Annotated in this window: 18 protein-coding genes and 1 pseudogene; 15 read left to right on the forward strand and 4 right to left on the reverse strand. The window is 68.7% G+C overall.

Annotated elements, in window-relative coordinates; genetic code table 11:
• Positions 1-14 precede the first annotated feature (14 nt).
• The 3 genes from CA982_RS11770 to CA982_RS11780 all read left to right on the forward strand — a co-directional run bounded on the left by CA982_RS11770 (position 15) and on the right by CA982_RS11780 (position 5,506).
• A complete protein-coding gene (locus CA982_RS11770) occupies positions 15-845 on the forward strand; it encodes a tRNA (adenine-N1)-methyltransferase (protein ID WP_004019071.1) in 831 nt (276 codons plus the stop codon).
• Between the two features lie 179 nt (positions 846-1,024).
• Positions 1,025-2,842, forward strand: a complete 1,818-nt coding sequence (arc, locus tag CA982_RS11775) for a proteasome ATPase (protein ID WP_086535503.1) — start codon at positions 1,025-1,027, stop codon at positions 2,840-2,842.
• A 117-nt stretch (positions 2,843-2,959) separates the two neighbouring features.
• Positions 2,960-5,506 (forward strand): FHA domain-containing protein, encoded by a 2,547-nt coding sequence (locus CA982_RS11780; protein ID WP_086535538.1) that lies wholly within the window; start codon positions 2,960-2,962, stop codon positions 5,504-5,506.
• Between the two features lie 40 nt (positions 5,507-5,546).
• Here the strand turns inward: CA982_RS11780 and CA982_RS11785 are convergent, their stop codons facing one another.
• Positions 5,547-5,972, reverse strand: a complete 426-nt coding sequence (locus CA982_RS11785) for a nitroreductase family deazaflavin-dependent oxidoreductase (RefSeq protein ID WP_086535504.1) — start codon at positions 5,970-5,972, stop codon at positions 5,547-5,549.
• 86 nt (positions 5,973-6,058) lie between these two features.
• Positions 6,059-8,689 (reverse strand): alpha-glucan family phosphorylase, encoded by a 2,631-nt coding sequence (glgP, locus tag CA982_RS11790; RefSeq protein WP_086535539.1) that lies wholly within the window; start codon positions 8,687-8,689, stop codon positions 6,059-6,061.
• Positions 8,690-8,756: 67 nt separating this feature from the next.
• On the opposite strand from glgP, the gene dop reads away from it, so the two are divergent.
• The 11 genes from dop (at position 8,757) to CA982_RS11845 (ending at position 21,200) form a co-directional block, all read left to right on the forward strand.
• A complete protein-coding gene (gene dop, locus CA982_RS11795; RefSeq protein WP_086535505.1) occupies positions 8,757-10,256 on the forward strand; it encodes a depupylase/deamidase Dop in 1,500 nt (499 codons plus the stop codon).
• A 250-nt stretch (positions 10,257-10,506) separates the two neighbouring features.
• Complete coding sequence (locus tag CA982_RS11800) at positions 10,507-10,698, forward strand: ubiquitin-like protein Pup (protein ID WP_004019064.1); 192 nt, start codon at positions 10,507-10,509, stop codon at positions 10,696-10,698.
• The gene (prcB, locus tag CA982_RS11805) at positions 10,695-11,576 is read left to right on the forward strand and encodes a proteasome subunit beta (RefSeq protein ID WP_086535506.1); all 882 of its coding nucleotides are present in this window, start codon (positions 10,695-10,697) and stop codon (positions 11,574-11,576) included. Before CA982_RS11800 ends, prcB begins: the two co-directional genes overlap by 4 nt.
• Positions 11,573-12,379 carry a proteasome subunit alpha gene (prcA, locus tag CA982_RS11810; RefSeq protein WP_086535507.1) on the forward strand — a complete coding sequence of 269 codons (807 nt, stop codon included), beginning with the start codon at positions 11,573-11,575 and terminating at the stop codon, positions 12,377-12,379. The genes prcB and prcA overlap by 4 nt, the downstream gene beginning before the upstream one ends.
• Before the next feature lie 75 nt (positions 12,380-12,454).
• Entirely contained in the window at positions 12,455-13,813 is a 1,359-nt protein-coding gene (gene pafA, locus CA982_RS11815; RefSeq protein ID WP_004019052.1) for a Pup--protein ligase, read from the forward strand.
• 68 nt (positions 13,814-13,881) lie between these two features.
• A complete protein-coding gene (locus CA982_RS11820; RefSeq protein WP_086535508.1) occupies positions 13,882-14,874 on the forward strand; it encodes a helix-turn-helix transcriptional regulator in 993 nt (330 codons plus the stop codon).
• Entirely contained in the window at positions 14,874-15,845 is a 972-nt protein-coding gene (locus CA982_RS11825) for a helix-turn-helix transcriptional regulator (RefSeq protein ID WP_086535509.1), read from the forward strand. Before CA982_RS11820 ends, CA982_RS11825 begins: the two co-directional genes overlap by 1 nt.
• Positions 15,846-15,954: 109 nt before the next feature.
• Complete coding sequence (tatA, locus tag CA982_RS11830; RefSeq protein ID WP_086535510.1) at positions 15,955-16,227, forward strand: Sec-independent protein translocase subunit TatA; 273 nt, start codon at positions 15,955-15,957, stop codon at positions 16,225-16,227.
• Positions 16,228-16,320: 93 nt separating this feature from the next.
• Positions 16,321-17,241, forward strand: coding sequence for a twin-arginine translocase subunit TatC (tatC, locus tag CA982_RS11835; RefSeq protein ID WP_086535511.1), 921 nt, complete (start codon positions 16,321-16,323; stop codon positions 17,239-17,241).
• Entirely contained in the window at positions 17,238-20,048 is a 2,811-nt protein-coding gene (locus CA982_RS11840; RefSeq protein WP_086535512.1) for a DEAD/DEAH box helicase, read from the forward strand. Before tatC ends, CA982_RS11840 begins: the two co-directional genes overlap by 4 nt.
• A 198-nt stretch (positions 20,049-20,246) precedes the next feature.
• The gene (locus CA982_RS11845; RefSeq protein ID WP_086535513.1) at positions 20,247-21,200 is read left to right on the forward strand and encodes a DUF4333 domain-containing protein; all 954 of its coding nucleotides are present in this window, start codon (positions 20,247-20,249) and stop codon (positions 21,198-21,200) included.
• Positions 21,201-21,256: 56 nt separating this feature from the next.
• Here CA982_RS11845 and CA982_RS11850 read toward each other — a convergent pair whose 3' ends face one another.
• Positions 21,257-22,213: a 5'-3' exonuclease gene (locus tag CA982_RS11850; protein ID WP_086535514.1), complete on the reverse strand. Its 957-nt coding sequence runs from the start codon at positions 22,211-22,213 to the stop codon at positions 21,257-21,259.
• A gap of 54 nt (positions 22,214-22,267) precedes the next feature.
• Between CA982_RS11850 and CA982_RS11855 the strand changes: the two genes are divergently transcribed.
• Positions 22,268-23,428, forward strand: a complete 1,161-nt coding sequence (locus CA982_RS11855; RefSeq protein WP_086535515.1) for a M24 family metallopeptidase — start codon at positions 22,268-22,270, stop codon at positions 23,426-23,428.
• A gap of 313 nt (positions 23,429-23,741) precedes the next feature.
• On the opposite strand, the pseudogene CA982_RS11860 reads toward CA982_RS11855, so the two are convergent.
• A pseudogene (locus CA982_RS11860) lies at positions 23,742-23,974 on the reverse strand (IS110 family transposase); the annotation flags it as partial.

Consider the following 23,974-nt stretch of genomic DNA (forward strand, 5'->3'; position numbering starts at 1 on the left):
GAGAGGAAGCACCAGTGCCCACCACCGGACCGTTCGCCATCGGCGACCGGGTTCAGCTGACCGATGCCAAGGGGCGCAAGTTCACGGTGCTGCTCGACGAGGGAAAGCAGTTCCACACCCACCGCGGGGCGATCTCCCACGACGATCTGATCGGCTCGCCCGAAGGCAGCATCGTCTCCGCGACCAGCGGGACCCAGTATCTCGCGTTGCGGCCGCTGCTGGTCGACTACGTGCTGTCGATGCCGCGCGGAGCCCAGGTCATCTACCCCAAGGACGCGGCGCAGATCGTGCTCGAGGGCGACATCTTCCCGGGTGCGCGGGTGCTCGAGGCCGGTGCCGGGTCGGGTGCGCTGACGTGTTCGCTGCTGCGGGCGGTCGGTGCCGACGGCGAGGTCGTCTCCTACGAGATCCGGGATGACCACGCCGAGTACGCGACCCGCAACGTCGAGACCTTTTTCGGCGGACGCCCGGACAACTGGCACCTGACGGTCGACGACCTGGCCAACGTGGATCCCGACGAACGGTTCGACCGGGTCATCCTGGACATGCTCGCGCCGTGGGAACCCCTCGACGTGGTCCGCACGGTGTTGAAACCAGGCGGGGTCTTGACGGTGTACGTGGCAACCGTCACCCAGCTGTCCCGGGTGATGGAGGCCCTGCGCGAACAGGAGTGCTGGACCGAGCCCCGGGCCTGGGAGACCCTGCTGCGCGAGTGGAGTGCGGTGGGCCTCGCGGTGCGGCCCGAACACAAAATGCAAGGCCACACCGCCTTTCTGATCACCGCCCGGCGGCTCGCCGACGGGACCACCACATTGCGCCCGCAGCGTCGACCCAGCAAGGGCTGACCCCGTCCGAGGTCGCGGTGAAACATCGCGAATACGTTGCGAAGACGCACATTTAACACACCGTCAACACCGGCGATTGCGCGGCAGACGGCGATTCCGCGTCGCGGCCGGTAGCGTAGGGATACGGCGCGAGCATTCCGATCGAGGGATCGGGTGATTGCCGGCGAGAGGAGTCAGCAATGACCGGATCTGACCGCCACGACGCACTGGGGGACCGCGGGGTTCCCGAGAGCGCCAGTGCATCCGACGAGGGCTTCGTACCCGCCTACACTCCGCCCCCGCCGCGGAGCGGCTCCGAGTCGCCGCTGTCGCGGAGCGGCTCGGACTCGTCTGCGCGCGGCGCGGCCGGCCGGCCGGCCGGGGACCTCCAGGAGCGAGTGGACAGTCTCACCGCACGCAACGCGAAGCTGCTCGACACTCTCAAGGAAGCCCGACAGCAACTCATCGCCCTGCGCGAAGAGGTCGACCGGCTCGGTCAGCCGCCGAGCGGCTACGGCGTACTGCTGGACGTGCATCCAGACGCCACCGTCGACGTGTTCACCTCCGGCCGCAAGATGCGGCTCACCTGTTCGCCGAACATCGACACCGAGACGCTGACCAAGGGCCAGACCCTGCGCCTGAACGAGGCGCTGACCATCGTCGAGGCCTGCGAGTTCGACACCGTCGGCGAGATCAGCACGCTGCGCGAGGTGCTCGGCGACGGCAAGCGCGCCCTGGTCGTCGGTCACGCCGACGAGGAGCGGGTGGTCTGGCTGGCCGAGCCGCTGCTGGGCGAGGTCGACGGAGAGGACGGCCTGCGCCGCAAGCTGCGTCCCGGTGACTCGCTGCTCATCGACACCAAGGCCGGTTTCGCCTTCGAGCGCGTGCCCAAGGCCGAGGTCGAGGATCTCGTCCTCGAAGAGGTCCCCGACGTCGGATACGAGGACATCGGTGGTCTGGGTCGCCAGATCGAGCAGATCCGCGACGCCGTCGAACTGCCGTTCCTGCACAAGGACCTGTTCCGCGACTACCAGCTGCGTCCGCCGAAGGGTGTGCTGCTCTACGGTCCGCCCGGATGTGGCAAGACGCTCATCGCCAAGGCCGTGGCCAACTCCCTGGCGAAGAAGATCGCGCAGGTGCGCGGCGACGACGCCAAGGAGGCGAAGTCGTACTTCCTCAACATCAAGGGCCCCGAACTGCTCAACAAGTTCGTCGGTGAGACCGAACGCCACATCCGGCTGATCTTCCAGCGGGCGCGTGAGAAGGCCTCGGAGGGCACTCCGGTCATCGTCTTCTTCGACGAGATGGACTCGATCTTCCGCACGCGCGGGTCGGGTGTCTCCTCCGATGTGGAGACGACCGTCGTCCCGCAGCTGCTCAGCGAGATCGACGGCGTCGAGGGTCTCGAGAACGTCATCGTGATCGGTGCGTCGAACCGCGAAGACATGATCGACCCTGCCATTCTGCGTCCGGGCCGTCTCGACGTGAAGATCAAGATCGAGCGTCCCGACGCCGAGTCGGCGATCGACATCTTCTCCAAGTACCTCACCGAGGAGCTGCCCATCCACGCCGACGACATCGGCGAGTTCGGCGGTGATCGCACGGCCTGCGTCAACGCGATGATCGAGAAGGTCGTCGAACGGATGTACGCCGAGAGCGAGGACAACCGGTTCCTCGAGGTGACGTACGCCAACGGCGACAAAGAGATCATGTACTTCAAGGACTTCAACTCCGGCGCGATGATCCAGAACGTCGTCGACCGGGCCAAGAAGTACGCGATCAAGTCGCAACTCGACACGGGTGCCCCGGGTCTGCGCGTCCAGCATCTCTTCGACTCCATCCTCGACGAGTTCGCGGAGAACGAGGACCTGCCCAACACGACCAACCCCGACGACTGGGCCCGGATCTCGGGCAAGAAGGGCGAGCGGATCGTCTACATCCGCACGCTGGTCACCGGCAAGAGTGCGGGCGCGAGCCGGGCCATCGACACCGAGACGAACACGGGTCAGTACCTGTAGCGACAGTCGACTCCACCGAGCAGACAGCCGACTCCCACGGGGTCGGCTGTCTGCTCGACAGAACGGCGTGAACAGCGTCTTCAGGCACTAGAGTTGTCGGCGATGAACAGCACATCGATGGCGCGTGGACGGGTGATCGTCGACGGTGGGGCACCGCACCCACTGGGCGGGTCCCGCCGTGTCACCCTGGGCCGTGAACCCGACAACGACATCGTGATCAACCACCCGATGGTGTCTCGTCGGCATCTCGCTATCGAGTGGCGTGGGGTGGCCTGGTGCCTGGTCGACATCGGCAGCACGAACGGCTTCTTCGTCAACGGTCAGCGGATGGCCGAGTTCATGGTGCCGGGCTCGATGCAGGTGCGCCTCGGTGACCTGAACACCGGCCCGGTCGTCGATCTCGTGGTCGACTCGCCCGTGCCCGGGGGCCGGGCACCGTCGAGCGGACCCGGTCGCGGCATGCCGTCCCGGCCGGTCCCGCCGGTCTCGCGCCCGATGCAGTCGGGTCACCCGTCGTCGGGTCCGCGGTCGGCCGGCTTCCCGGGCCAGGGAGCCCCGGTCTCCGGCCGGATGCCCGCCCGCCCCGCCGGCGGRGCGATCGGCCGCCAGTTCGGCGGTGTGGATCCGATGCCGCCGGATGTGCTCAACGCGCCGCATCTGCAGGCGTTGCAGCAGAATGTGTCCGCGGTCTACCGCTTGCCCGGCGCGCCGACTCCGCCCGAGCGCGAATCGATCTCGCTGCGCGGGGTCCAGCGCATCGGACGCACTCCCGACAACGACATCGTCGTCAGCGACGTGCTGGCGTCTCGGCATCACGCACAGGTGTCGAGCCGCGGGCCCGCCCTCGTGATCGAGGATCTCGGCAGCGTCAACGGAACCTTCGTCAACGGCCGGCGGGTCTCCAGTGCGCCCCTGACCGACGGTGACGTCGTCACGATCGGCAACAGCGACTTCGTGGTGTCCGGCGGCACCCTGATGCGCGGCCAGGAGAGCGCCGCGGTCGCCGACGGCCTCCACGTCCACGGGGTGAGCCTCGTCGTCGACGGCGGGAAGCGGCTGCTGGCCGATGTCGATTTCAGTGCCAGCCCCGGCACGTTGACCGCGGTGATCGGGCCTTCGGGCGCGGGTAAGTCGACGGTGTCGAAGATCGCGGCCGGACTCAATTCGCCGACGAGCGGTCTGGTCACCTTCGAGAGCCGCAACGTGCACGCCGAGTATGACGCGTTGCGCACCCGTATCGGCATGGTGCCGCAGAAAGACGTACTCCACCACAAGCTCACGCTGCGGCAGGCGCTGCGCTATGCCGCGGAACTACGCCTGCCGCCCGATCTCTCGAAGGCCGACCGGGACCGGGTCATCGACGGGGTGCTCAGCGAACTCCAGCTGACCGAGCACGTCGACACCCGGGTGGAGAAGCTGTCCGGCGGCCAGCAGAAGCGTGCGTCGGTGGCGATGGAGTTGCTGACGGGCCCGTCGCTGCTGATCCTCGACGAGCCGACGTCCGGTCTCGATCCGGCGCTCGACCGCCAGGTGATGGCCACCCTCCGCCGGCTCGCCGACGCCGGACGTGTGGTGCTCGTTGTCACGCACTCGCTGACCTATCTGTCCATGTGCGACCAGGTGCTCCTGCTGGCGCCCGGCGGCAAGACATCCTTCTGCGGCCCGCCCGGACAGGTCGAGGGCGAGATGGGCACGTCCGACTGGGCCGAGATCTTCGCCTACGTCGCCGATCAGCCGGACACGGCGCACATGCGGTATCTGGACCGGCACCGCCGTGCGCCGAACCCACCACCGCCGCAGCGTCCGCCTGGTCCGCCGATCCCGGTGCCGCACACGAGTTTCCCCCGACAGTCGTCGACCATCGCCCGGCGGCAGGTACGGCTGATCTTCGCCGACGTCGGCTACCTCGTCTTCCTGGTGCTGCTGCCCGTCGTGCTGGGGTTGCTCACCCTGGTGATCCCGGGTTCGAGTGGATTCGCGCGCCTCGAGGTGATCCCGAATGCCCCGCCACCGAAGGACGGCGCCGAGGCGATCCAGATCCTGGTCGTGCTGGTCGTCGGCGCCGCGTTCATGGGTGCGGCGCTGACCGTGCGCGATCTCGTCGGGGAGCGCGACATCTTCGAACGCGAGCGCGCCGTCGGGTTACGCCCCGGCGCATATCTTTTCGCGAAGATCGTGGTGTTCTTCATCGCCGCGGTACTGCAGACGATCATCATGGTCGGCATCACCTTCGCCGGCCGCGGACTGCCCGATTTCGGCGGACCGGTCCTGCCGCCGCCGCTCGCGTTGCTGGTCGCGGTGGCCGTCCTCGCCTGTGTGAGCACGCTGGTCGGACTCGCCATCTCGTCGGCCGTCAAGTCCAACGAGCAGGTGATGCCGCCGCTGGTCATCGTCGTGATGGTCCAGTTGGTGTTCTGCGGCGGCCTGTTCAAGCTCGACGGCATCGGACTGGAACAGCTGTCGTGGGTCTTCCCGTCCTTCTGGGGATACGTGGCCGCGGCCGGCAGCGTGGACCTGTACAGCATCAATGTCGCCGCCCCGCAGCGGATCACCTTGTGGGAGACGTCGATCGCGCACACCGCGCTGGCCTACGGAGTGCTCGCGGTGATCAGCGCGCTGCTGCTCGCCTTCACCTATTCGCGGCTGCGGCTCAAGAAGCGCTGACGAGGCCCATCGCCGGGCCGACCAGCTGGGGGCCGCCGCCTCACGCGTCTCGCAGGATCGCGCTGAGCACTTCTCGCTCGTCGTCGAAACGATCGGGGAGCGGGACACTGCTGCGGGATGCCGGTTCCACCCGGACGTCCTCGAGTCGACGCTGCCGACCGCGGTGCCGGATCGAGGCACCCTGCGCGGCGAGCACATTCGTCACCCAGTCCGACCCCGCGCCGTAGTTGAGGACAACCCAGAACCGCTGACCCGACACGATGGCCATGACCGGCGTGCGGTAGCGGCGTCCGCTGCGGCGGCCCACGTGCTCGACGACCGCCATCCCCGCCACGCGCCCGGCCCAGAGCAGCACGATCGGGTTGGTCACGTGCTTGTTGAGCGTCGCGACCAGCCGCATGCGTCGCTCACCCAGCATCGAGGCGATCTGCGACGCCGCCCTCGCGACCGTCGGCGACACGGCCATCCGGTCCTCCCATCACTGGCACTGTCCGGCCAGTGTGGCGTGGCGAGGGCGGTGACGGTATCCGGGAACACCCTGAATTCGTCAGCTCACCCGGTCGTCGTCGGGAAGCGCACGAAGCCGAGTTCGGACTCGGATGACAGCTGCGGATGACGCGGGAGTACGCGGACGGTGTAGCCGAGGTGGCCGGAGGCCGACGGCGGCAGGAGGGAGGTGAACACCACCCGGTCCGACGCGTCGCGGTCGGGTTCGGGCGCCATGGCGGTGAACGTCGGATCGAGGATGTCGCCGTCGTCGCCGACCCGGCCCAGCACGACCTGCACCGTCACCGCCTCCGGCGCCAGGTCGCCGAGCGCGACATGGGCGGTGACGTGCAGACCGTCCGCGCGCCTGACGTCCTCGACCCCGGCGACGAGCACCGAGGACCATCCGGTCTCCAGTGTCCGACGGTAGGCCGCGAGGTCGCGTGCCCCCGCGTACCCGTCGGCGCATGCGGCTTCGTAGGACCGTGCGGCGGGGCAGTAGAGCTCGGTGGTGTAGTCGCGGACCATGCGTGACGCCAGCACCCGAGGTCCGAGCCGGGTGAGTGTGTGGCGCATCATCTCCACCCACCGGCGGGGCACGCCGTCGTCGTCGCGACGGTAGAACAGTGGGATCACCGTCTCCTCGAGGAGCGTGTAGAGGGCCTGCGCCTCGAGATCGTCGCGGCGGTGCTCGTCGGCGATCCCCTCAGCCGACGGGATCGCCCAGCCGTTCTCGCCGTCGGCCATCTCGTCCCACCAGCCGTCGAGGATCGACAGGTTGAGTCCGCCGTTGAGCGCCGATTTCATCCCCGATGTCCCGCAGGCTTCCATCGGCCGCACCGGATTGTTCAGCCACACATCGCAACCCGCGTAGATGGCGCGTGCCATCGAGATGTCGTAGTCGGGGAGGAACACGATCCGGCCGCGCAGTTCCGGGTCCTCGGTGAACCGCACGACCTGCTGGATCAGCGATTTTCCGCCGTCGTCGGCGGGATGCGCCTTGCCCGCGATGACCAGCTGTACCGGACGTTCGGGGTCGGTGAGGATGGCGCGCATGCGCTCGGGATCGCGCAGCATCAGGGTGAGGCGCTTGTACGTCGCCGCCCGCCGCGCGAATCCGATCGTCAGCACATGCGGGTCGAACAGGTCGGCGGTCCAGCTCAGTTCGGCGTGCGTGAAGCCACGTTCGAGGCCGCTCGCGAGGGCTCGGCGGCGCACTTCCCCGACGAGTCTCGAACGGAGCTCCTCGTGCGTGCGCCAGATGGTCTCGTCGGACAGGCCGGCGTACACCTCGGGCGCGGAATCCTCGTCTCCGCCGGCGAAGTCGCGCCACTCGGGGGCCACCCAGGTCGGTCCGTGCACACCGTTGGTGACCGCGCCGATGGGTACGTCTGCGGAGTCGAAACCGGGCCACAGGTCGGCGAACATCTCGCGACTCACGGCGCCGTGCAGCTGCGAGACACCGTTGCTGCGTTGTCCGAGCCGAAAGCCCATGTGCGCCATGTTGAACACACCCGGGTCCGCCTCGTCGCCCAGTTCGATGACCGTCGCCGCAGCCAGTCCCGGGAGCAGGCGTGAGACGCCGTCGTCGTCGGCGTCGAGGTACCGGGCGACGAGGTCGGCTGGGAACCGGTCGATCCCGGCCGGGACCGGGGTGTGGGTGGTGAAGACGTTCGACGCGCGGACCACTGCCTCCGCGGTGTCGAAGTCGAGCCCGCCTGCCACCAGTTCGCGGACCCGCTCCACGCCGAGGAATCCCGCATGTCCCTCGTTCATGTGGAACACCGTCGGCTCGGGTCGGCCGGAGATGCGCACGTACTCGCGCAGCGCTCGGACGCCGCCGATGCCCAGCAGGATCTCCTGCGCGATGCGGTGTTCCTGGTCGCCGCCGTAGAGCCGGTCGGTCACCGCGCGCAGGACGGCGCCGTCGGGCTGGCCGTCGTTGCGGTCGATGTCGGAGTCGAGGAGCAGCAACGGGATTCGTCCGACGGTCGCGATCCACACCTGCGCCGACAGGGTCGCGCCCCCGGGCATCGCGACTTCGACGATCACCGGGTCCGCGCCGTCGGCCGGGGTGTCGTCGTCGCTGTCGCCGACTCGCTTCCCTCGGTCGAGAAGCGTGAGCGGGAGTTCGGCGGGATCGTTCACCGGGTACCGCTCGATCTGCCAACCGTCGTGATCGAGGCCCTGCCGGAAGTACCCGGAGCGGTACAGCAATCCGACGCCGATCAGCGGCAGCCCGAGGTCCGAGGCCGCTTTCAGATGGTCACCGGCGAGGATGCCCAGGCCGCCGGAGTAGATGGGCAGCACTTCCGAGACACCGAACTCCATGGAGAAGTACGCGATTCCCGGCGGCACCACCCGGTCCTGCGGCGAACCGTCCTGTCCCGATGCCTCGGCCGCGTACCTCTGGAACCACTGCGGGGCGTCGAGATACTGCCGGAGGTCGGCGTAGGCGTCGGCCACCCGCGCGACGAAGTCCTCGTCGGAAGCCAGTTCGGTCAGACGCGCCGGGTCGGCGTCGGCGAGGACCCGCAGCGGATCGCCGGTCGAGGACCACAGCGCCGGATCGATCGTGGCGAACAGTTCCTGGGTCGGGAGGTGCCACGCCCAGCGCAGGTTGTGCGACAACGGCGCGAGGTCGGCGATCCGGTCGGGCAGCGGGACTCGAACGGTGAACCGGCGGAATGCTTTCACGGCGTCGACCGTACTCAGCGCGTGCGGTGGTTGCGACCGGTGGCGAGTGAACATCTACCCTCGAAGGATGCAGCGAATCATCGGGACCGAGGTCGAGTACGGAATCTCCGCGCCCGGCGACCCGACCGCGAACCCGATCATGACGTCCACCCAGGCCGTTCTGGCCTACGCGGCGGCGGCCGGTGTGCCGCGCGCGAAGCGCACACGCTGGGACTACGAGGTGGAGTCGCCGCTCCGCGACGCCCGCGGCTTCGACCTCGGACGCGGGTCCGGCCCGGCCCCGATCATCGACGCCGACGAGATCGGTGCGGCCAACATGATCCTCACCAACGGCGCCCGGCTCTACGTCGACCACGCCCATCCCGAGTACTCGGCGCCCGAGGTCACCGACCCGATGGACGCGGTCATCTGGGACAAGGCGGGTGAGCGCGTGATGGAGGCCGCGGCCCGGCACGTGGCGAGCGTCCCCGGCGCCCCCAAGCTGCAGCTGTACAAGAACAACATCGACGGCAAGGGCGCCTCCTACGGCACCCACGAGAACTACCTCATGGCGCGCGAGACGCCGTTCACCGCGGTCATCGCGGGGCTCACCACCTTCTTCGCCTCACGACAGGTGATCACCGGTTCCGGACGCGTGGGCATCGGCCAGTCCGGCGACGAGGCGGGCTACCAGTTGTCGCAGCGGTCGGACTACATCGAGGTCGAGGTCGGACTCGAGACCACCCTCAAGCGCGGCATCATCAACACCCGCGACGAACCGCACGCCGATCCCGAGCGCTACCGCAGGCTGCACGTCATCATCGGCGACGCCAACCTGGCCGAGACCTCGACGTACCTCAAGGTCGGGACCACTGCGCTCGTCCTCGACCTCATCGAGGCCGGCGTCGACTTCTCCGACATCGAGCTCGCGCGGCCGGTGCAGGCCGTGCACACCATCAGTCACGACCCGTCGCTCACGGCCACGGTCGCCCTGACCAACGGCCGCGAACTGACCGGGCTTGCCCTGCAGCGCGAATACCTGGATCGCTGCCAGAAGTTCCACGAACAGGAACACTCCGACGACGAGCGTGCCGCGCACGTCCTGCAGACCTGGGCCGACGTCCTCGACCGTCTCGAGCGCGATCCGATGGAGTGCGCCGACATCCTCGACTGGCCGGCGAAGCTGCGCATCCTCGAAGGCTTCCGCCAGCGCGAGAACCTCTCGTGGTCGGCACCCCGACTGCAGCTCATCGACCTGCAGTACTCCGACGTCCGGCTCGACAAGGGCCTGTACAACCGGCTCGTCGCGCGCGGGTCGATGAAGCGACTGGTCGACGAGAACGACGTACTCGCCGCGATCAGCGAGCCGCCGCGCGACACGCGTGCCTATTTCCGCGGCGAGTGCCTGCGCCGGTTCGGGGCCGACGTCGCCGCCGCGAGCTGGGATTCGGTCATCTTCGACCTCGGTGGGGACTCGCTGGTCCGCATCCCCACCCTCGAACCGCTGCGTGGCACCGCGGCGCACGTCGGCAAGCTCCTCGACTCGGTGGACTCGGCCGCCGAACTGGTGGATCAGCTCACCACCTGACATGTCGCGGCACCCCGCGCCCATCTCCGATGTGCATGTGCTTCGTTCCGCCACAGTTGTCGTCCCCACAGGTAGTGTGGGAGCACACGATTCCGCAGGGTCGAGACACCAGGGATCACCGTTGCGACAGCGACACCGGATCGCCGTTGCGACAGCGACACCGGATCACCGCCGCGACAGCGACAACCGATCCCGACTCCCTCGACCGCGGTAGCCCGCCAAGGGGCGATCGGTTTCAAGGAGGCAGCAGATGGCGCAGGAACAGACCAAGCGTGGTGGCGGCGGCGACGACGAGGGCGTGGGCCCCGATTCCGGCGCCGGACAAGAACGTCGCGAGAAGCTGGCCGAGGACACCGACGATCTGCTCGACGAGATCGACGACGTGCTGGAGGAGAACGCCGAGGACTTCGTGCGCGCCTACGTCCAGAAGGGCGGCCAGTGAGCGACAGGTTCGGTTCACTGCCCCCGCTGTCCCCAGCCCGTTCCGGTTCGTCGTTCGGCGCCGACATCTCGTCGTTCACCGATTTTCTCCGGACGCATGCACCCGACCAGCTCCCGCAGGCCCAGGTCGACCGCGTGGGGTCGTTCGCCGGCGGCACCGACGGAGCCGGTGACATCCCGCACGGCACCACGATCGTGGCGGTGTCGTACCCGGGTGGAGTCGTCCTCGCCGGCGACCGCCGCGCGACGATGGGCAACCTCATCGCCACGCGCGACGTCAAGAAGGTCTACATCACCGACGAGTACTCGGCGGCCGGTATCGCCGGGACCGCCGGGATCGCGATCGAGATGGTGCGCCTGTTCACCGTCGAGCTCGAGCACTACGAGAAGATCGAGGGTGTCCCGCTGACCCTCGACGGCAAGGTCAGTCGCCTCGCGTCGATGGTGCGGGGCAATCTCGGTGCCGCTCTGCAGGGCCTGGCGGCCATCCCGCTGCTCGTCGGCTACGACATCGATCACGACGATCCGTCCGAGCGCGGACGCATCTTCAGCTTCGACGTCGCGGGTGACCGGCACGAGGAGTTCGGTGGCTACACGGCCATCGGCTCGGGGTCGGTGTTCGCCAAGTCATCGCTCAAGAAGCTGTACCGGTCCGACCTCACCGCCGACGACGCACTCGCGATCGCCGTCGAATCGCTCTACGACGCCGCCGACGACGACTCGGCCACCGGCGGGCCGGACCTGGTCCGCAAGATCTTCCCGATGGCCGCGATCGTCGGCGCCGACGGAGCCCGGGAGGTGGACGCGACCGACATCGAGGCGGCGGCGCGCGCCGTCATCGAACGCCGCAGCGCCGAGCACGACGGGGGTGCCCGATGACCTTCCCGTATTACGCCAGCGCCGAGCAGATCATGCGCGATCGCTCCGAGCTCGCCCGCAAGGGCATCGCCCGGGGTCGCAGCGTCGTGATCCTCACCTTCGCCGACGGCGTCCTGTTCGTCGCCGAGAATCCGTCGAACACCCTTCGCAAGACCAGCGAGATCTACGACCGGATCGGCTTCGCGGCGGTGGGCAAGTACAACGAGTTCGAGAGCCTGCGCAAGGCCGGCATCCAGATCGCGGACATGCGCGGCTACAGCTACGACCGTGCCGACGTGTCCGGGCTGTCGCTGGCCAACACCTACGCCAACGCACTCGGCAGCGTCTTCACCGAGCAGGCGAAGCCGTTCGAGGTGGAACTCTGTGTCGCCGAGGTCGCCCGGCCGGGTAAGCCGAAGCGTTCGCAGCTGTACCGGATCTCCTACGACGGGTCGATCACCGACGAGACCCGGTTCCTCGTGATGGGCGGCGCGACCGAACCGATCGCGGCGGCGCTGAAGGAGATCTACGAGCCGGACATGGAACTCGGCCGGGCCATCGGCGTGGCGGTGACCGCGTTGACGGCCCCGGCCGACAACGGTGGCGGTACCCCGACCGAACGGCGGGTGCTGGCCGCGGGCGACCTCGAGGTCGCCGTCCTCGACCACAACCGTCCACGGCGCGCGTTCCGGCGCCTGACGACGTCCGCGGTCGAGGGTCTGCTCCCGGCGGCCGCGGAGGCCCAGGCCTCGGATGCGCAGGCCTCGGACATACCGGCCGGTGCCGACGAAGCACCTGGTGAGACACCGTCCACTGAACAGTGACGAGAACGCCGCGGGTCGCGGCGGCCGGTGCGTGTCGACCGGTCCGCCGCGGTCCGCGCGAGTAGGGTTGGTCAAGTGCAGCGACGAATCATGGGCATCGAGACCGAGTTCGGTGTCACGTGCACCTTCCACGGCCACCGCCGCCTGAGTCCCGACGAGGTCGCGCGCTACCTCTTCCGCCGGGTCGTGTCGTGGGGGCGGTCGTCGAACGTCTTCCTGCAGAACGGCGCCCGCCTCTATCTCGACGTGGGTTCCCACCCCGAGTACGCGACGGCGGAATGCGACAGCCTCATCCAGCTGATCAACCACGACCGGGCGGGCGAGCTGGTTCTCGAAGACCTGCTCGTCGATGCCGAACAGCGCCTCGCCGACGAGGGCATCGGCGGCGACATCTACCTGTTCAAGAACAACACCGACTCGGCCGGCAACTCCTACGGATGTCACGAGAACTATCTCGTCGTGCGGGCGGGGGAGTTCTCCCGGATCTCCGACGTCCTGCTGCCGTTCCTCGTGACGCGCCAGCTGATCTGTGGCGCAGGCAAGGTGCTGCAGACCCCCAAGGCGGCAACCTTCTGCCTGTCCCAGCGCGCCGAGCACATCTGGGAGGGCGTCTCGTCGGCGACCACCCGTTCGCGCCCGATCATCAACACCCGCGACGAGCCGCACGCCGACGCCGAGAAGTACCGCAGGCTGCACGTCATCGTCGGTGACTCGAACATGTCCGAGATGACGACCCTCCTCAAGGTCGGCTCCGCGGCCCTCGTGCTGGAGATGATCGAGGCCGGCGTCGCATTCCGGGACTTCGCGCTCGACAACCCGATCCGTGCGATCCGGGAGGTGAGCCACGACCCGACCGGGCGCCGCCCGGTCCGTCTGGCCGGCGGCCGGCAGGCCAGCGCTCTCGACATCCAGCGCGAGTACCACGCCCGCGCCGTCGAGCACCTCACCAACCGACGGCCCGATCCGGAGATGGACATGGTCGTGGACCTGTGGGGACGCATGCTCGACGCCGTGGAGAGCGATGACTTCGCCAAGGTCGACACCGAGGTCGACTGGGTCATCAAGCGCAAGCTATTCCAGCGCTACCAGGACCGGTACTCGATGGAACTGTCGGATCCGAAGATCGCGCAACTCGACCTCGCCTTCCACGACATCAAACGCGGACGCGGCGTCTTCGATGTCCTGATGCGCAAGGGTCTGGTCGCCCGGGCGACCACCGACGAGGCCATCAAGACCGCGGTCAACGAGCCGCCACAGACCACCCGCGCGAAGCTCCGCGGCGACTTCATCTCGGCCGCCCAGAAGGCCGGCCGCGACTTCACCGTCGACTGGGTGCACCTCAAGCTCAACGACCAGGCTCAGCGGACGGTGCTGTGCAAAGACCCGTTCCGCAGTGTCGACGAGCGTGTCGATCGCCTCATCGCCTCGATGTGAGCGCCGGGTTCTCGGCCGACGCAGCGTGCCTCCGCACGCGGTGAACGGCCACGTTCTAACCTGACTCGGTGGCAACCCCCAAAGTCGAGCGTCTGCTGAACCTCGTGATCTGCCTGCTGTGGACGCGGCAGTACGTCACCGCCGACTACATCCGTCGCAATGTGGCGGGGTACTCGGACGACGGGCAGTCCGACGAGGCTTTCAACCGGATGTTCGAGCGGGACAAGAACGAACTGCGCGATCTCGGGATCCCGCTCGTCACCGGCCGGTCGCCGATGGCCGCCGGCGGCGAGGGGTACCGCATCGACCGCGATTCCTATGAGCTGCCGGAGATCTCCCTGGAGTCCGACGAGGCGGCGGCCATCGCCATGGCCGCCGCGCTGTGGGACACCCCGGAGGTCTCGACGCTGTCGCAGACGGCGATCCTCAAGCTGCGGGCCGCAGGGCTCGACGTCCGTTCCGAGGACGACCTGGGGATCACCACGGGCGGGTCGTCGCGGTCGCTCGGGTCCGAGGAGGTCATCGCGGGCCTGCTCGCGGCGGTTCAGGACGGGCGGGCGGTCGAGTTCCGACATCGGTCGTCCGCAGCCGCGGCGCCGACCACGCGGCGCGTCGAACCGTGGGGAGTGGTGTCGCATCGGGGTCGCTGGTATGTCGTCGGTCACGACCGGGATCGCGATGCCACCCGGACATTCCGACTGTCGCGGATCACGGCTGTCTCGGCGGTCGGTGCCGCCGCGGCCGTGGTGGTCCCGGCCGGCACCGATCTCCAGCAGATCGTCTCCGCCGCGGTCGATTCCGCGTCCGGGTCCGACGGTCGGACCGCTCGGATCTGGGTGGCGGCCGACCGGGCGTTCGGCCTGCGTCGCGCTGCGACGGCGACCGAACCCGCCGACCTCGACGGCGACCCCGGCGACATCGTGACCCTGGAGATCCACTCGCTGACCACGGTGGCCCGCATGGTCCTGGGCGTGGGCCGCGACGCGGTCGTCCTCGATCCGCCGGAGCTGCGCGAACTCGTCATCGCGAGCCTCGACCGCCTGAGCGGGGTGAATGTCTGATGGCCGCCGCAGCACCATCGCGCCTCAACCGGCTGCTGGCGATGGTTCCGTACTTCCAGGCCCGCCGCGGGATCTCGATCGTCCAGGCCGCCGCCGAACTCGGGGTCACCCAGGCGCAGCTCACGAAGGATCTCGAACTGCTCTTCGTCTGCGGACTGCCGGGGTACTACCCCGATGACCTGATCGAACTCGAGTTCAGCGAGGGCTATGTGACGGTCGGCTTCACCGCCGGCATGGACCGGCCGCTACGTCTGACGACGGTCGAGGCCAGCACGCTCCTCGTCGCACTACGGGCGCTGGTCGAGACGCCGGGCGTCGTCGATGTGGTCGCAGCACGCCGGGCGATCGCCAAGATCGAGCAGGCGGTGGGTGCGACGGTGCCCGGGGTCGCGGGAGCTTCCGACACGGCTCCCGACCCGTCGGGGGAGAACCCCACGTACTCGACGATCCGCGAGGCCACCAAACAGGCGCGGGCACTGCGCCTGCGCTACTACTCGGCCGGACGCGACAGCATCACCGACCGGGTGGTCGACCCGATCCGGCTCCAGGTCATGGACCAGCACACCTACCTCGAGGCCTGGTGCCGGATGGCCGAGGGGGTGCGGCTGTTCCGGTTCGACCGCGTCGACACCGCGACGGCCCTGGACGAGCCGAGCCGCCCGCCGGCCGAGGCCGCGACCTCGAACCAGTCGGTCCTGGTGGCCGAGAACCCCGACCTCCCGGCCGTCGAGATCGAGATCGACGCCGACCATCTGTGGGTTCTCGACTACTACCCGCTCGAACCCGCCGAGAAGGTCGACGACCGACCCGACGCCGATCTGCCCGTCCGCGCGCGGCTGGTCTACGGGTCGCCGGAGTGGCTCACCCGCTTCCTGCTCGGATTCGGCGGGGCCGTCCGGGTCGTCGACGAGCCGGACGTCGCCGCGGCGGTCGCCGACTCCGCAGCCGCCGCACGCAGGCGCTATCGCTGAGCACGACCGCCGCCGCTGGGCTGGGAGGATCATCCGCCTCGCCCCCTCCCGGCCGGCCGCATGTCGGGTAGCATTGGGCACTGTCTGATCCGATCTGAAGGGTGATCTCATGGGCTTCACGTCATGGTGGCACTGGGCGATCGTCGCCATTGTGCTGCTGATCCTGTTCGGCTCGAAGAAGCTGCCGGACGCCGCCCGAGGTCTGGGACAGTCGCTGCGCATCTTCAAGAGCGAGGTCAAGGAGATGCAGAAGGACGACGACAAGGACTCGCAGGCCGCCGCCGACGCGACGCCGGTCGATCCGTCGCGGCGCGAGCTGCCGGCGGGTGATTCCACCCAGCCCGCCACGCAGCACGACGCCGACGTCAAGAAATCGGCATAGGGGCGCGTCGGAGCATCGCCAGTGCCCACTCTTCCGATTCCCCGACGACTCGACCCCCGGCAACGCAAGCGAAAGCTCAATCCCGACGGCACCATGTCGTTGGTCGAGCACCTGTACGAGTTGCGCGCCCGTATGGTCATCTCGCTGCTGGCCATCATCGTCACGACGATCTTCGGGTTCATCTGGTACAGCCACGGTTTCCTCGGCATCCCGTCGCTCGGCGACGTGCTGCGCGGACCGTACTGTGACCTGCCCGCCTCGTCACGCGCCACACTGACCCCCGACGATTCGTGTCGCCTTCTCGCGACCGGCCCGTTCGATCAGTTCATGCTTCGCCTGAAGGTCGCGCTGACCGCGGGTGTCGTGCTCGCCTGCCCGGTCTGGATCTACCAGATCTGGCAGTTCATCACCCCGGGTCTGCACGCCCACGAGCGCCGCTACGGCATCCTGTTCGTCGCGATGGCGACCACGCTGTTCGTGAGCGGTGCGGTGCTTGCCTACCTGGTCGTCGCGAAGGCCTTCGACTTCCTGTTGACCGTGGGCAACGAGGTCCAGGTCACGGCTCTGGCCGGTGACCAGTACTTCGGCTTCATGCTCAACGTGCTCGTGATCTTCGGCGTGAGTTTCGAACTGCCGCTGCTGATCATCGCCCTGAACGTCGTGGGCGTGCTGACCTACGCCCGGCTGAAGAGCTGGCGTCGCGGCCTCATCTTCACGGTCTTCGTCTTCGCGGCCATCGCCACACCGGGTCAGGATCCGTTCACCATGCTGGCCCTGGCGCTCGCGCTCACCGTGCTGCTTGAGTTCGCGATCCAGTTCGCGCGCATCGTCGACAAGCGCAAGGCGAAGAAGGCGTCCGCCTGGGCCGACCTCTCCGACGACGAGGCCAGCCCACTGCCGCCGACGAAGCCCATCGCACCGGCGTCGCCGATCCCGGCTCCCGCTAGCCGTGTGGGCGCAGGCACCACCCGCACTTCGGCCCGGGAACGCGCAACCTTCGACGACGTCCTGTGACGCAACTCGACTCGTTCACGTCGAGACTCGCCTTCCGACTCGACGACTTCCAGCTCCGCGCGTGCGAGGCACTCGAGGGCGGGCACGGCGTGCTCGTGTGCGCGCCGACCGGTGCGGGCAAGACCATCGTCGGCGAATTCGCCGTGCACCTCGCATTGGCCGGGGGCACGAAATGCTTCTACACCACACCGATCAAGGCCCTCAGCAACCAGAAGTACAACGACCTGGTGGCCGTCCACGGGCACGAGTCGGTCGGGCTGCTGACCGGGGACAGCTCCATCAACCCCGACGCGCCGGTCGTCGTGATGACGACCGAGGTCGTACGCAACATGATCTACGCCGAGTCACGGGCGCTGGACGGGCTGTCCCACGTCGTCATGGACGAGGTGCACTTCCTGGCCGATCGGTTCCGCGGGGCCGTGTGGGAAGAGGTGATCCTGCACCTCGAACCCTCGGTGCGGGTGGTGAGTCTGTCGGCGACGGTGAGCAACGCCGAGGAGTTCGGCGACTGGATCCAGACGGTCCGCGGGGACACCTCGGTCATCGTCGACGAGCACCGGCCGGTGCCGCTGTCGCAGCACATGCTCGTCGGCCAGCGGCTGTTCGACCTGTTCGACCCCGCCGACACCGGTCCGGCGCGCAAGGCCGGAACCCGTCCGCGGGTCAATCCCGAGCTGAAACGTCAGATCCGGCACCGGATCCTGATGGCCGACGACGAGCGGGAGTCAGCGCGCGGCCGTGGCCGGGGGCGCGGCAGCGGACCCCGCCGGCGCGACGGACGGGGACCGGCGTTGTCCCGCCCGAACCTCGTCACGCGACTCGACCGGGAGGCACTGCTCCCGGCCATCGGCTTCATCTTCTCGCGTGCCGGATGCGACGCCGCCCTCGCGCAGTGTCTGCGGTCGGGGATCTCGCTCCTCACACCCGCGGAGATCAACGAGGTCGACGCGATCGTCGACCGCCACCTCACCGAGTTGTCGCCGACCGACCTCGACGTGCTGGGGGTGCACGAATGGCGGGAGGGGCTGCGCCGCGGCCTCGCCTCTCATCACGCCGGCATGCTCCCGACCTTCCGGCACACCGTCGAAGAACTGTTCGTGCGCGGCCTGGTGCGCATGGTGTTCGCCACCGAGACCCTCGCGCTCGGGATCAACATGCCGGCCCGCTCGGTGGTTCTCGAGCGTCTCGTCAAATACAACGGCGAAGCCCATGTCGATCTGACGCCTGGCGAGTTCACGCAGCTGACCGGACGCGCCGGCCGCCGCGGGATCGACGTCGAGGGCCACGCGGTCGTCGTGTGGACACCCGAGGTGGTCCCGGAGGAGGTGGCGGGCCTCGCCGGTGCACGGACCTTTCCGTTGCGCAGCTCGTTCTCGCCGGAGTACAACATGGCGGTCAACCTGCTCGGGCGGTTGGGCCTCGACGGCGCCCGCGAGCTGCTGCATCGATCGTTCGCGCAGTTCCAGGCCGACCGGTCGGTCGTCGGGCAGGCCCGCAAACTCGACGAGGCGCAGCGCTCGCTCCGCAAACTCGACGGTGAGCTCGCCCGCGCGGCACAGGCACGCGGTCTCGAACCCGACGAGGCCGACACCGATTCGCATGACGAGCCCTACGCCGGGTTCCTCGGATACGTCACCCTGCGCGAAGACATCCGGCGTCGCGAACGAGACCTCAAGTACCGCAAGCGCGTCGACACACACGACGCCATCACCGCCGACCTGGCGGCGCTCAAGCGCGGACACGTCATCGGCGTGCCCGTCGGGCGGCACCGCGGCCTGGCGGTCATCATCGAACCGGCCACGCAGGCGCAGGATCCCAAGCCGCTCGTGCTGACCGAGGACGCCTGGTGCGGACGCGTCGGTACCCGCGACTTCGTCAATCCACCCGAGGTGCTGGGCAACATGCGCCTGCCGAAGAACGCCGATCGACGCACCGGCCGGGGCAGGCGCGACCTGGCGTCGGCGTTGCGCTCGACCGGCATCGAGATGCCCCGCGGACGCCAGAAGAAGCGCGCCGACGCGGCCGACGACGCCGAGCTCGCGCACCTTCGACGCACCTTGCGCGAACATCCGGCCCATCAGTTGCCGAACGGCGACGACCTGTTCCGCCTCGCCGAACGCCGCAATCGGCTGGTGCGCGACATCGTCAACGCCGAGCGCAGCATCGGGGAGCGGACGTCGACGCTCGGCGTCACCTTCGATCACATCGTGGGCGTCCTCAGTGAACTGGGATATCTCGAACGCGTCGCCGAATCGAGCGAGTCGACCGGACACACGATGTCGGTCACGGACTCCGGCAAGCTACTCGGCCGCATCTACAGCGAAAGCGACCTGGTGGTGACCGAGTGCATCCGGGCCGGCGTCTGGGACGATCTCTCGGCGTCCGATCTCGCCGCGGTGGTCGCTGCGCTCGTGTACGAGAGCCGGCGCGACAGTTACAGCGGAGTCGACGCGCTACCGGGCAGCAGCTCGATGCGAGCCGCGATGGCGGCCACGGTGGAGATCTGGTCGCGGGTCACCGCGATCGAGCAGCGTCATCGGGTGAGTCCGACACGCGAACCCGACACCGGATTCTCCGTCGCCGTGGCGACCTGGGCCTCGGGACGGTCGCTGGGGGAGGCCCTGCTCCTGGCGGGTGAACGCGGGCAATTGCTCTCGCCGGGCGACTTCGTGCGGTGGAACCGGCAGGTCGTGGATCTTCTCGAACAGATCCGGCTCGGGGTGGGATCGGACACCCGCCTCGGTGCGACGGCGCGGGCAGCGGTCAAGGCGATCCGCCGCGGCGTGGTCGCCGCCGAACTCGGCTGAGTCGATGCGGTTGGTTCGCGGGTGTCGGTTCACCGGACGACGCGTCCGCGGGGCACGTGCGATGTTGGCTGATAGTCCCAGGCAGCTGAGGTAACGTTCATCCCGCATTCGGTGTCGGCGGGCCCGCCCCGATACTGCCGCGACGTCACAGTTCGCCGGCACCCGGTCAGCGGGTGGACGGCCGAGTGGGAGGGATTCATGACCGACCCGTACAACCCCAACCCGTCCCCTCCGAATCCCGCCGGTTCGACTCCCTCTGGCGCCACTCCGCACGGCAATCCGGGACCGTCGAATGATCAGTCCGGTCCGGACGGCAAGACCGAGGTCGTGAATCGCCCCGGCGCCGGCCAGTCCGGTGCGCCCCAGGCCGACCCGACCACCATGGCCCCCAACCCGGCCGCACACAACCCGGGTTATGGTCAGCCGCAACCGGATCCCTACCAGCAGAACCCCTACCAGCAGCCGTTCGGAGCAGCGGGGCAGCCTCCCCATTCGGGTCCGGCTCAGTCTCAGCCGACGCAGGTGGGCAATCCCGGACAGTACGGTCAACCGGGCGCTCAGCAGTACGGGCAGCCGGGTTCGTACGGTGCCGACCAGTACGGCGCTCCGGGACAGTATGGGGCACCGGGACAGTACGGCGCGGGTGCCGGTCAGTACGGGGCGCCCGGGCAGGGCCAGTACGGCCAACAGCCGTACAGCCAGAACCCGCAGGCAGCCGGGGCGCCGAACGCCCAGAACCCCTACGGTCAGCAGCCCTACGGCCAGAACCAGTACGGCCAGAACCAGTACGGGGGCGGCGACCAGTTCAGCGGGATGGCCACCGGGAAATCGAACAAGACCGCCCGGACACTGATGTTCGTCGGCGGCGGTGCGTTGATCCTCATCGCCGCGATCGTGTTGCTCACGGCGTTCTGGAAACCCGGGTGGGCACCGAAGAACCTCGACCAGCAGGCCGCCCAAGACGGTGTGCAGAAGATCCTCACCGAGGACTACCAGGCCAGCGAGGTCTCCGACGTGCAGTGCCCGTCCGGCCAGCGGGTCGAGACCGGTGCCTCGTTCACCTGCTCGGTCACCGTGGGCGGACAGCAACAGCAGGTGACCCTCACGTTCCTCGACGACGACGGACGCTACGAGGTCTCGCGTCCCAGCTGACCGGGCCTCAGCCGGCTGTCACAGCAAGGCCTCAGTCGGCCTGTGACACCAAGGCCTCAGCCGGCCTGCGGCCAGCCGAGGGCCTTCGCCAACCGCCCGACCGACGCCCCGATGCCGAGTTCCTCGACGAGTTCGGCGAGGGCCGCGGGATCGGCAGGCTCGGCCGGCAGCACATCCGGGCCACTGTCGATCGTCTCGGCATCGGTGCGCACCGAGACGACGATGCGTGCCGCCTGCAGGTAGTCGACCGACGCGAGCAGTGACTTCCGGCTCCGGGTGGGCACCGACGACGACGGGTCGGCGGCAGCCGCCTCCAGGGCGTCGAGGCTCCCGTATTCGGTGATCAGTTTCGCCGCGGTCTTCTCACCGATACCGGCCACACCCGGCAGCCCGTCCGACGGGTCACCGCGCAGCATCGACATCTCCGCGTACCCGATTCCGGCGCGCTCGACCGGCACCCCGTACTTCTCGGCGACTTCCACCGGCCCCATCATCTCCGCCTTCGCCAGCCCGCGGCCGACGTAGAGGACGCGCACCGGGACCGGATCGTCGGCGACCACCTGCAGCAGGTCCCGATCGCCGCTGACCACGATCACCGGATCGTTCGCCTCGTCATACGCCAGGGTGCCGATCACGTCGTCGGCTTCGCACCCGATGGCGCCCGAGGTCGCGATGCCCGCCGCGGCGAGGACGGCCATGATCATGTCGACCTGCGGGGTGAGCGTGTCGGGCACCTCTTCGACGTCGACGTCCCTGCCCTCGATGTCGGTGCCACCGTCGGGGACCGCGACGCGATGGGCCTTGTACGTGGGGATCAGGTCGGTGCGGAATTCCGGGCGCCAGTCGAGGTCAAGGCACACCACCAGTCGCGACGGCCGTTCGCGCACCACGAGATTCGCGATCGTGTCGACGAATCCCCGGACCGCGTTGACCGGCCGGCCATCCGGGCTGGTCATCTTCTCCGGGAGGGCGAAGAACGATCGGAACCACAGGCTCGCGCCGTCGAGCAGCATCAACGAATCCGTCACCCCCACACTCTGTCATGAGTCGGCGGTAGTGTTCGTCGCATGGCATCTGGGAGCGGAGCAGCACGGGTCGCGACAACGGGAACGGGGGCCGCACCGCTCTTCGGCGCGGAGGTGTACCGGGACCGGCTCCGCCGTGCCGCCGACCTCACCCGCGCCGCGGATCTCGACGCGCTCGTCGTCGCTCCCGGACCGGACCTGCGCTATCTGGTGGGGTCGCGGGCGGAGACCTTTGAACGGCTCACGGCGCTCGTGATTTCCGCGAGCGGCGATGCGCGACTGGTGATCGCGCGGCTCGAGGTCCCGTCGCTGTCGGCCTCGGCGGTGGGCGATCTCGACATCGAGGTGGTCGACTGGGTCGACGGAGACGACGCCCACGCGCTGGCGCTGGCCGGATTGCCGGCGCAACCGCGCGTCGCCGTCTCCGACTCGATGCCCGCCCTGCATGTGATCCCGCTGGCCCGGCACACCGGCGCCACACCGCAATTGGCGACCGACGTCCTACGCGAACTCCGGATGATCAAGGATGCCGCGGAGATCGACGCACTCCGCCGGGCCGGCGCCGCGATCGACCGCGTGCACGCGCGCATGGCCGACTGGCTGGTCCCCGGACGCACCGAACGGGAGGTCGCCGCCGACATCGCCGCCGCGATCCTCGAGGAGGGGCACACCGAGGCGGCGTTCATCATCGTCGGGTCCGGCCCCAACGGCGCCGATCCCCACCACGAGTTCTCCGACCGGGTCATCGAGCGGTCGGACATCGTCGTGGTCGACATCGGCGGTCCGGTCGAGCCGGGCTACAACTCCGATTCCACGCGCACGTACTGCTTCGACGAGCCGCCCGCCGACATCGCCGATGCTTACGCCGCACTGTTCGAGGCGCAGCGCGCGGCCGTGGCCGCCGTCCGGCCCGGGGTGACTGCGTCCTCGATCGATGCCGCGGCGCGTGATCTCCTCGCCGAGCGCGGACTGGCCGAGCGGTTCATCCACCGCACCGGGCACGGAATCGGGCTGTCGGTGCACGAGGAGCCCTACATCGTCGGCGGTAACGACATCCCGCTGCGGGTCGGCATGGCGTTCAGCGTGGAGCCGGGTGTCTACTTCTCCGGCCGCTGGGGTGCCCGGATCGAGGACATCGTCGTCGTCACCGAGGACGGCTGCGAGCCGCTCAACAATCGCCCGCACGAACTCATCAGGCTGTAGGTGAAATCCGACCGGTGAACCACACGTCGACTGCTGGACTTCGATCGAGGTCCATCGGTTGAGGTGAGGTTCGCTGGTCGGCGGGTCTGAATTTCCCGGGGGGCTGTCACAGGGTGGCGAGGAGCGTCATCAGGTGTGCTTCGACGAGGGACGGGCGGGGTTCAGGCGCGCCGGGGTGTAGTGGTCGGACGTCGATGACGTGGCTGATTGTCAGCCATGAGCGGCGTGCTTGATCGCCGGGCCCCCTGCTCCCTGAGGAGCGCCCGGAGCTTGCGGAGGGCGCGTCACGAAGACATCCCAGGGGTGCAAGGTGTCAAGCGGCGAGGTTGGTGCGGTGGTGCCAGGCGGTGTGTTCGTTGTAGAGGGTTCGGTGGGTGAGGCAGCCGTGGAGGATGCCGACGAGCCGGTTGGCGACCGCGCGTAGTGCTTGGGTGTGGGACTTCTTCTGGTCGCGGAGATTGTCGTAGTAGGCGCGGGCGCCGGGGCTACCGGTCAGCGCGCCTTGGGCCATGCACGTGGCGGCGGCGTTGAGTCGGGTGTTGCGGA

The sequence above is a fragment of the Gordonia lacunae genome, assembly GCF_002149015.1.
In the GTDB taxonomy this organism is placed as follows: Bacteria; Actinomycetota; Actinomycetes; order Mycobacteriales; family Mycobacteriaceae; genus Gordonia; species Gordonia lacunae.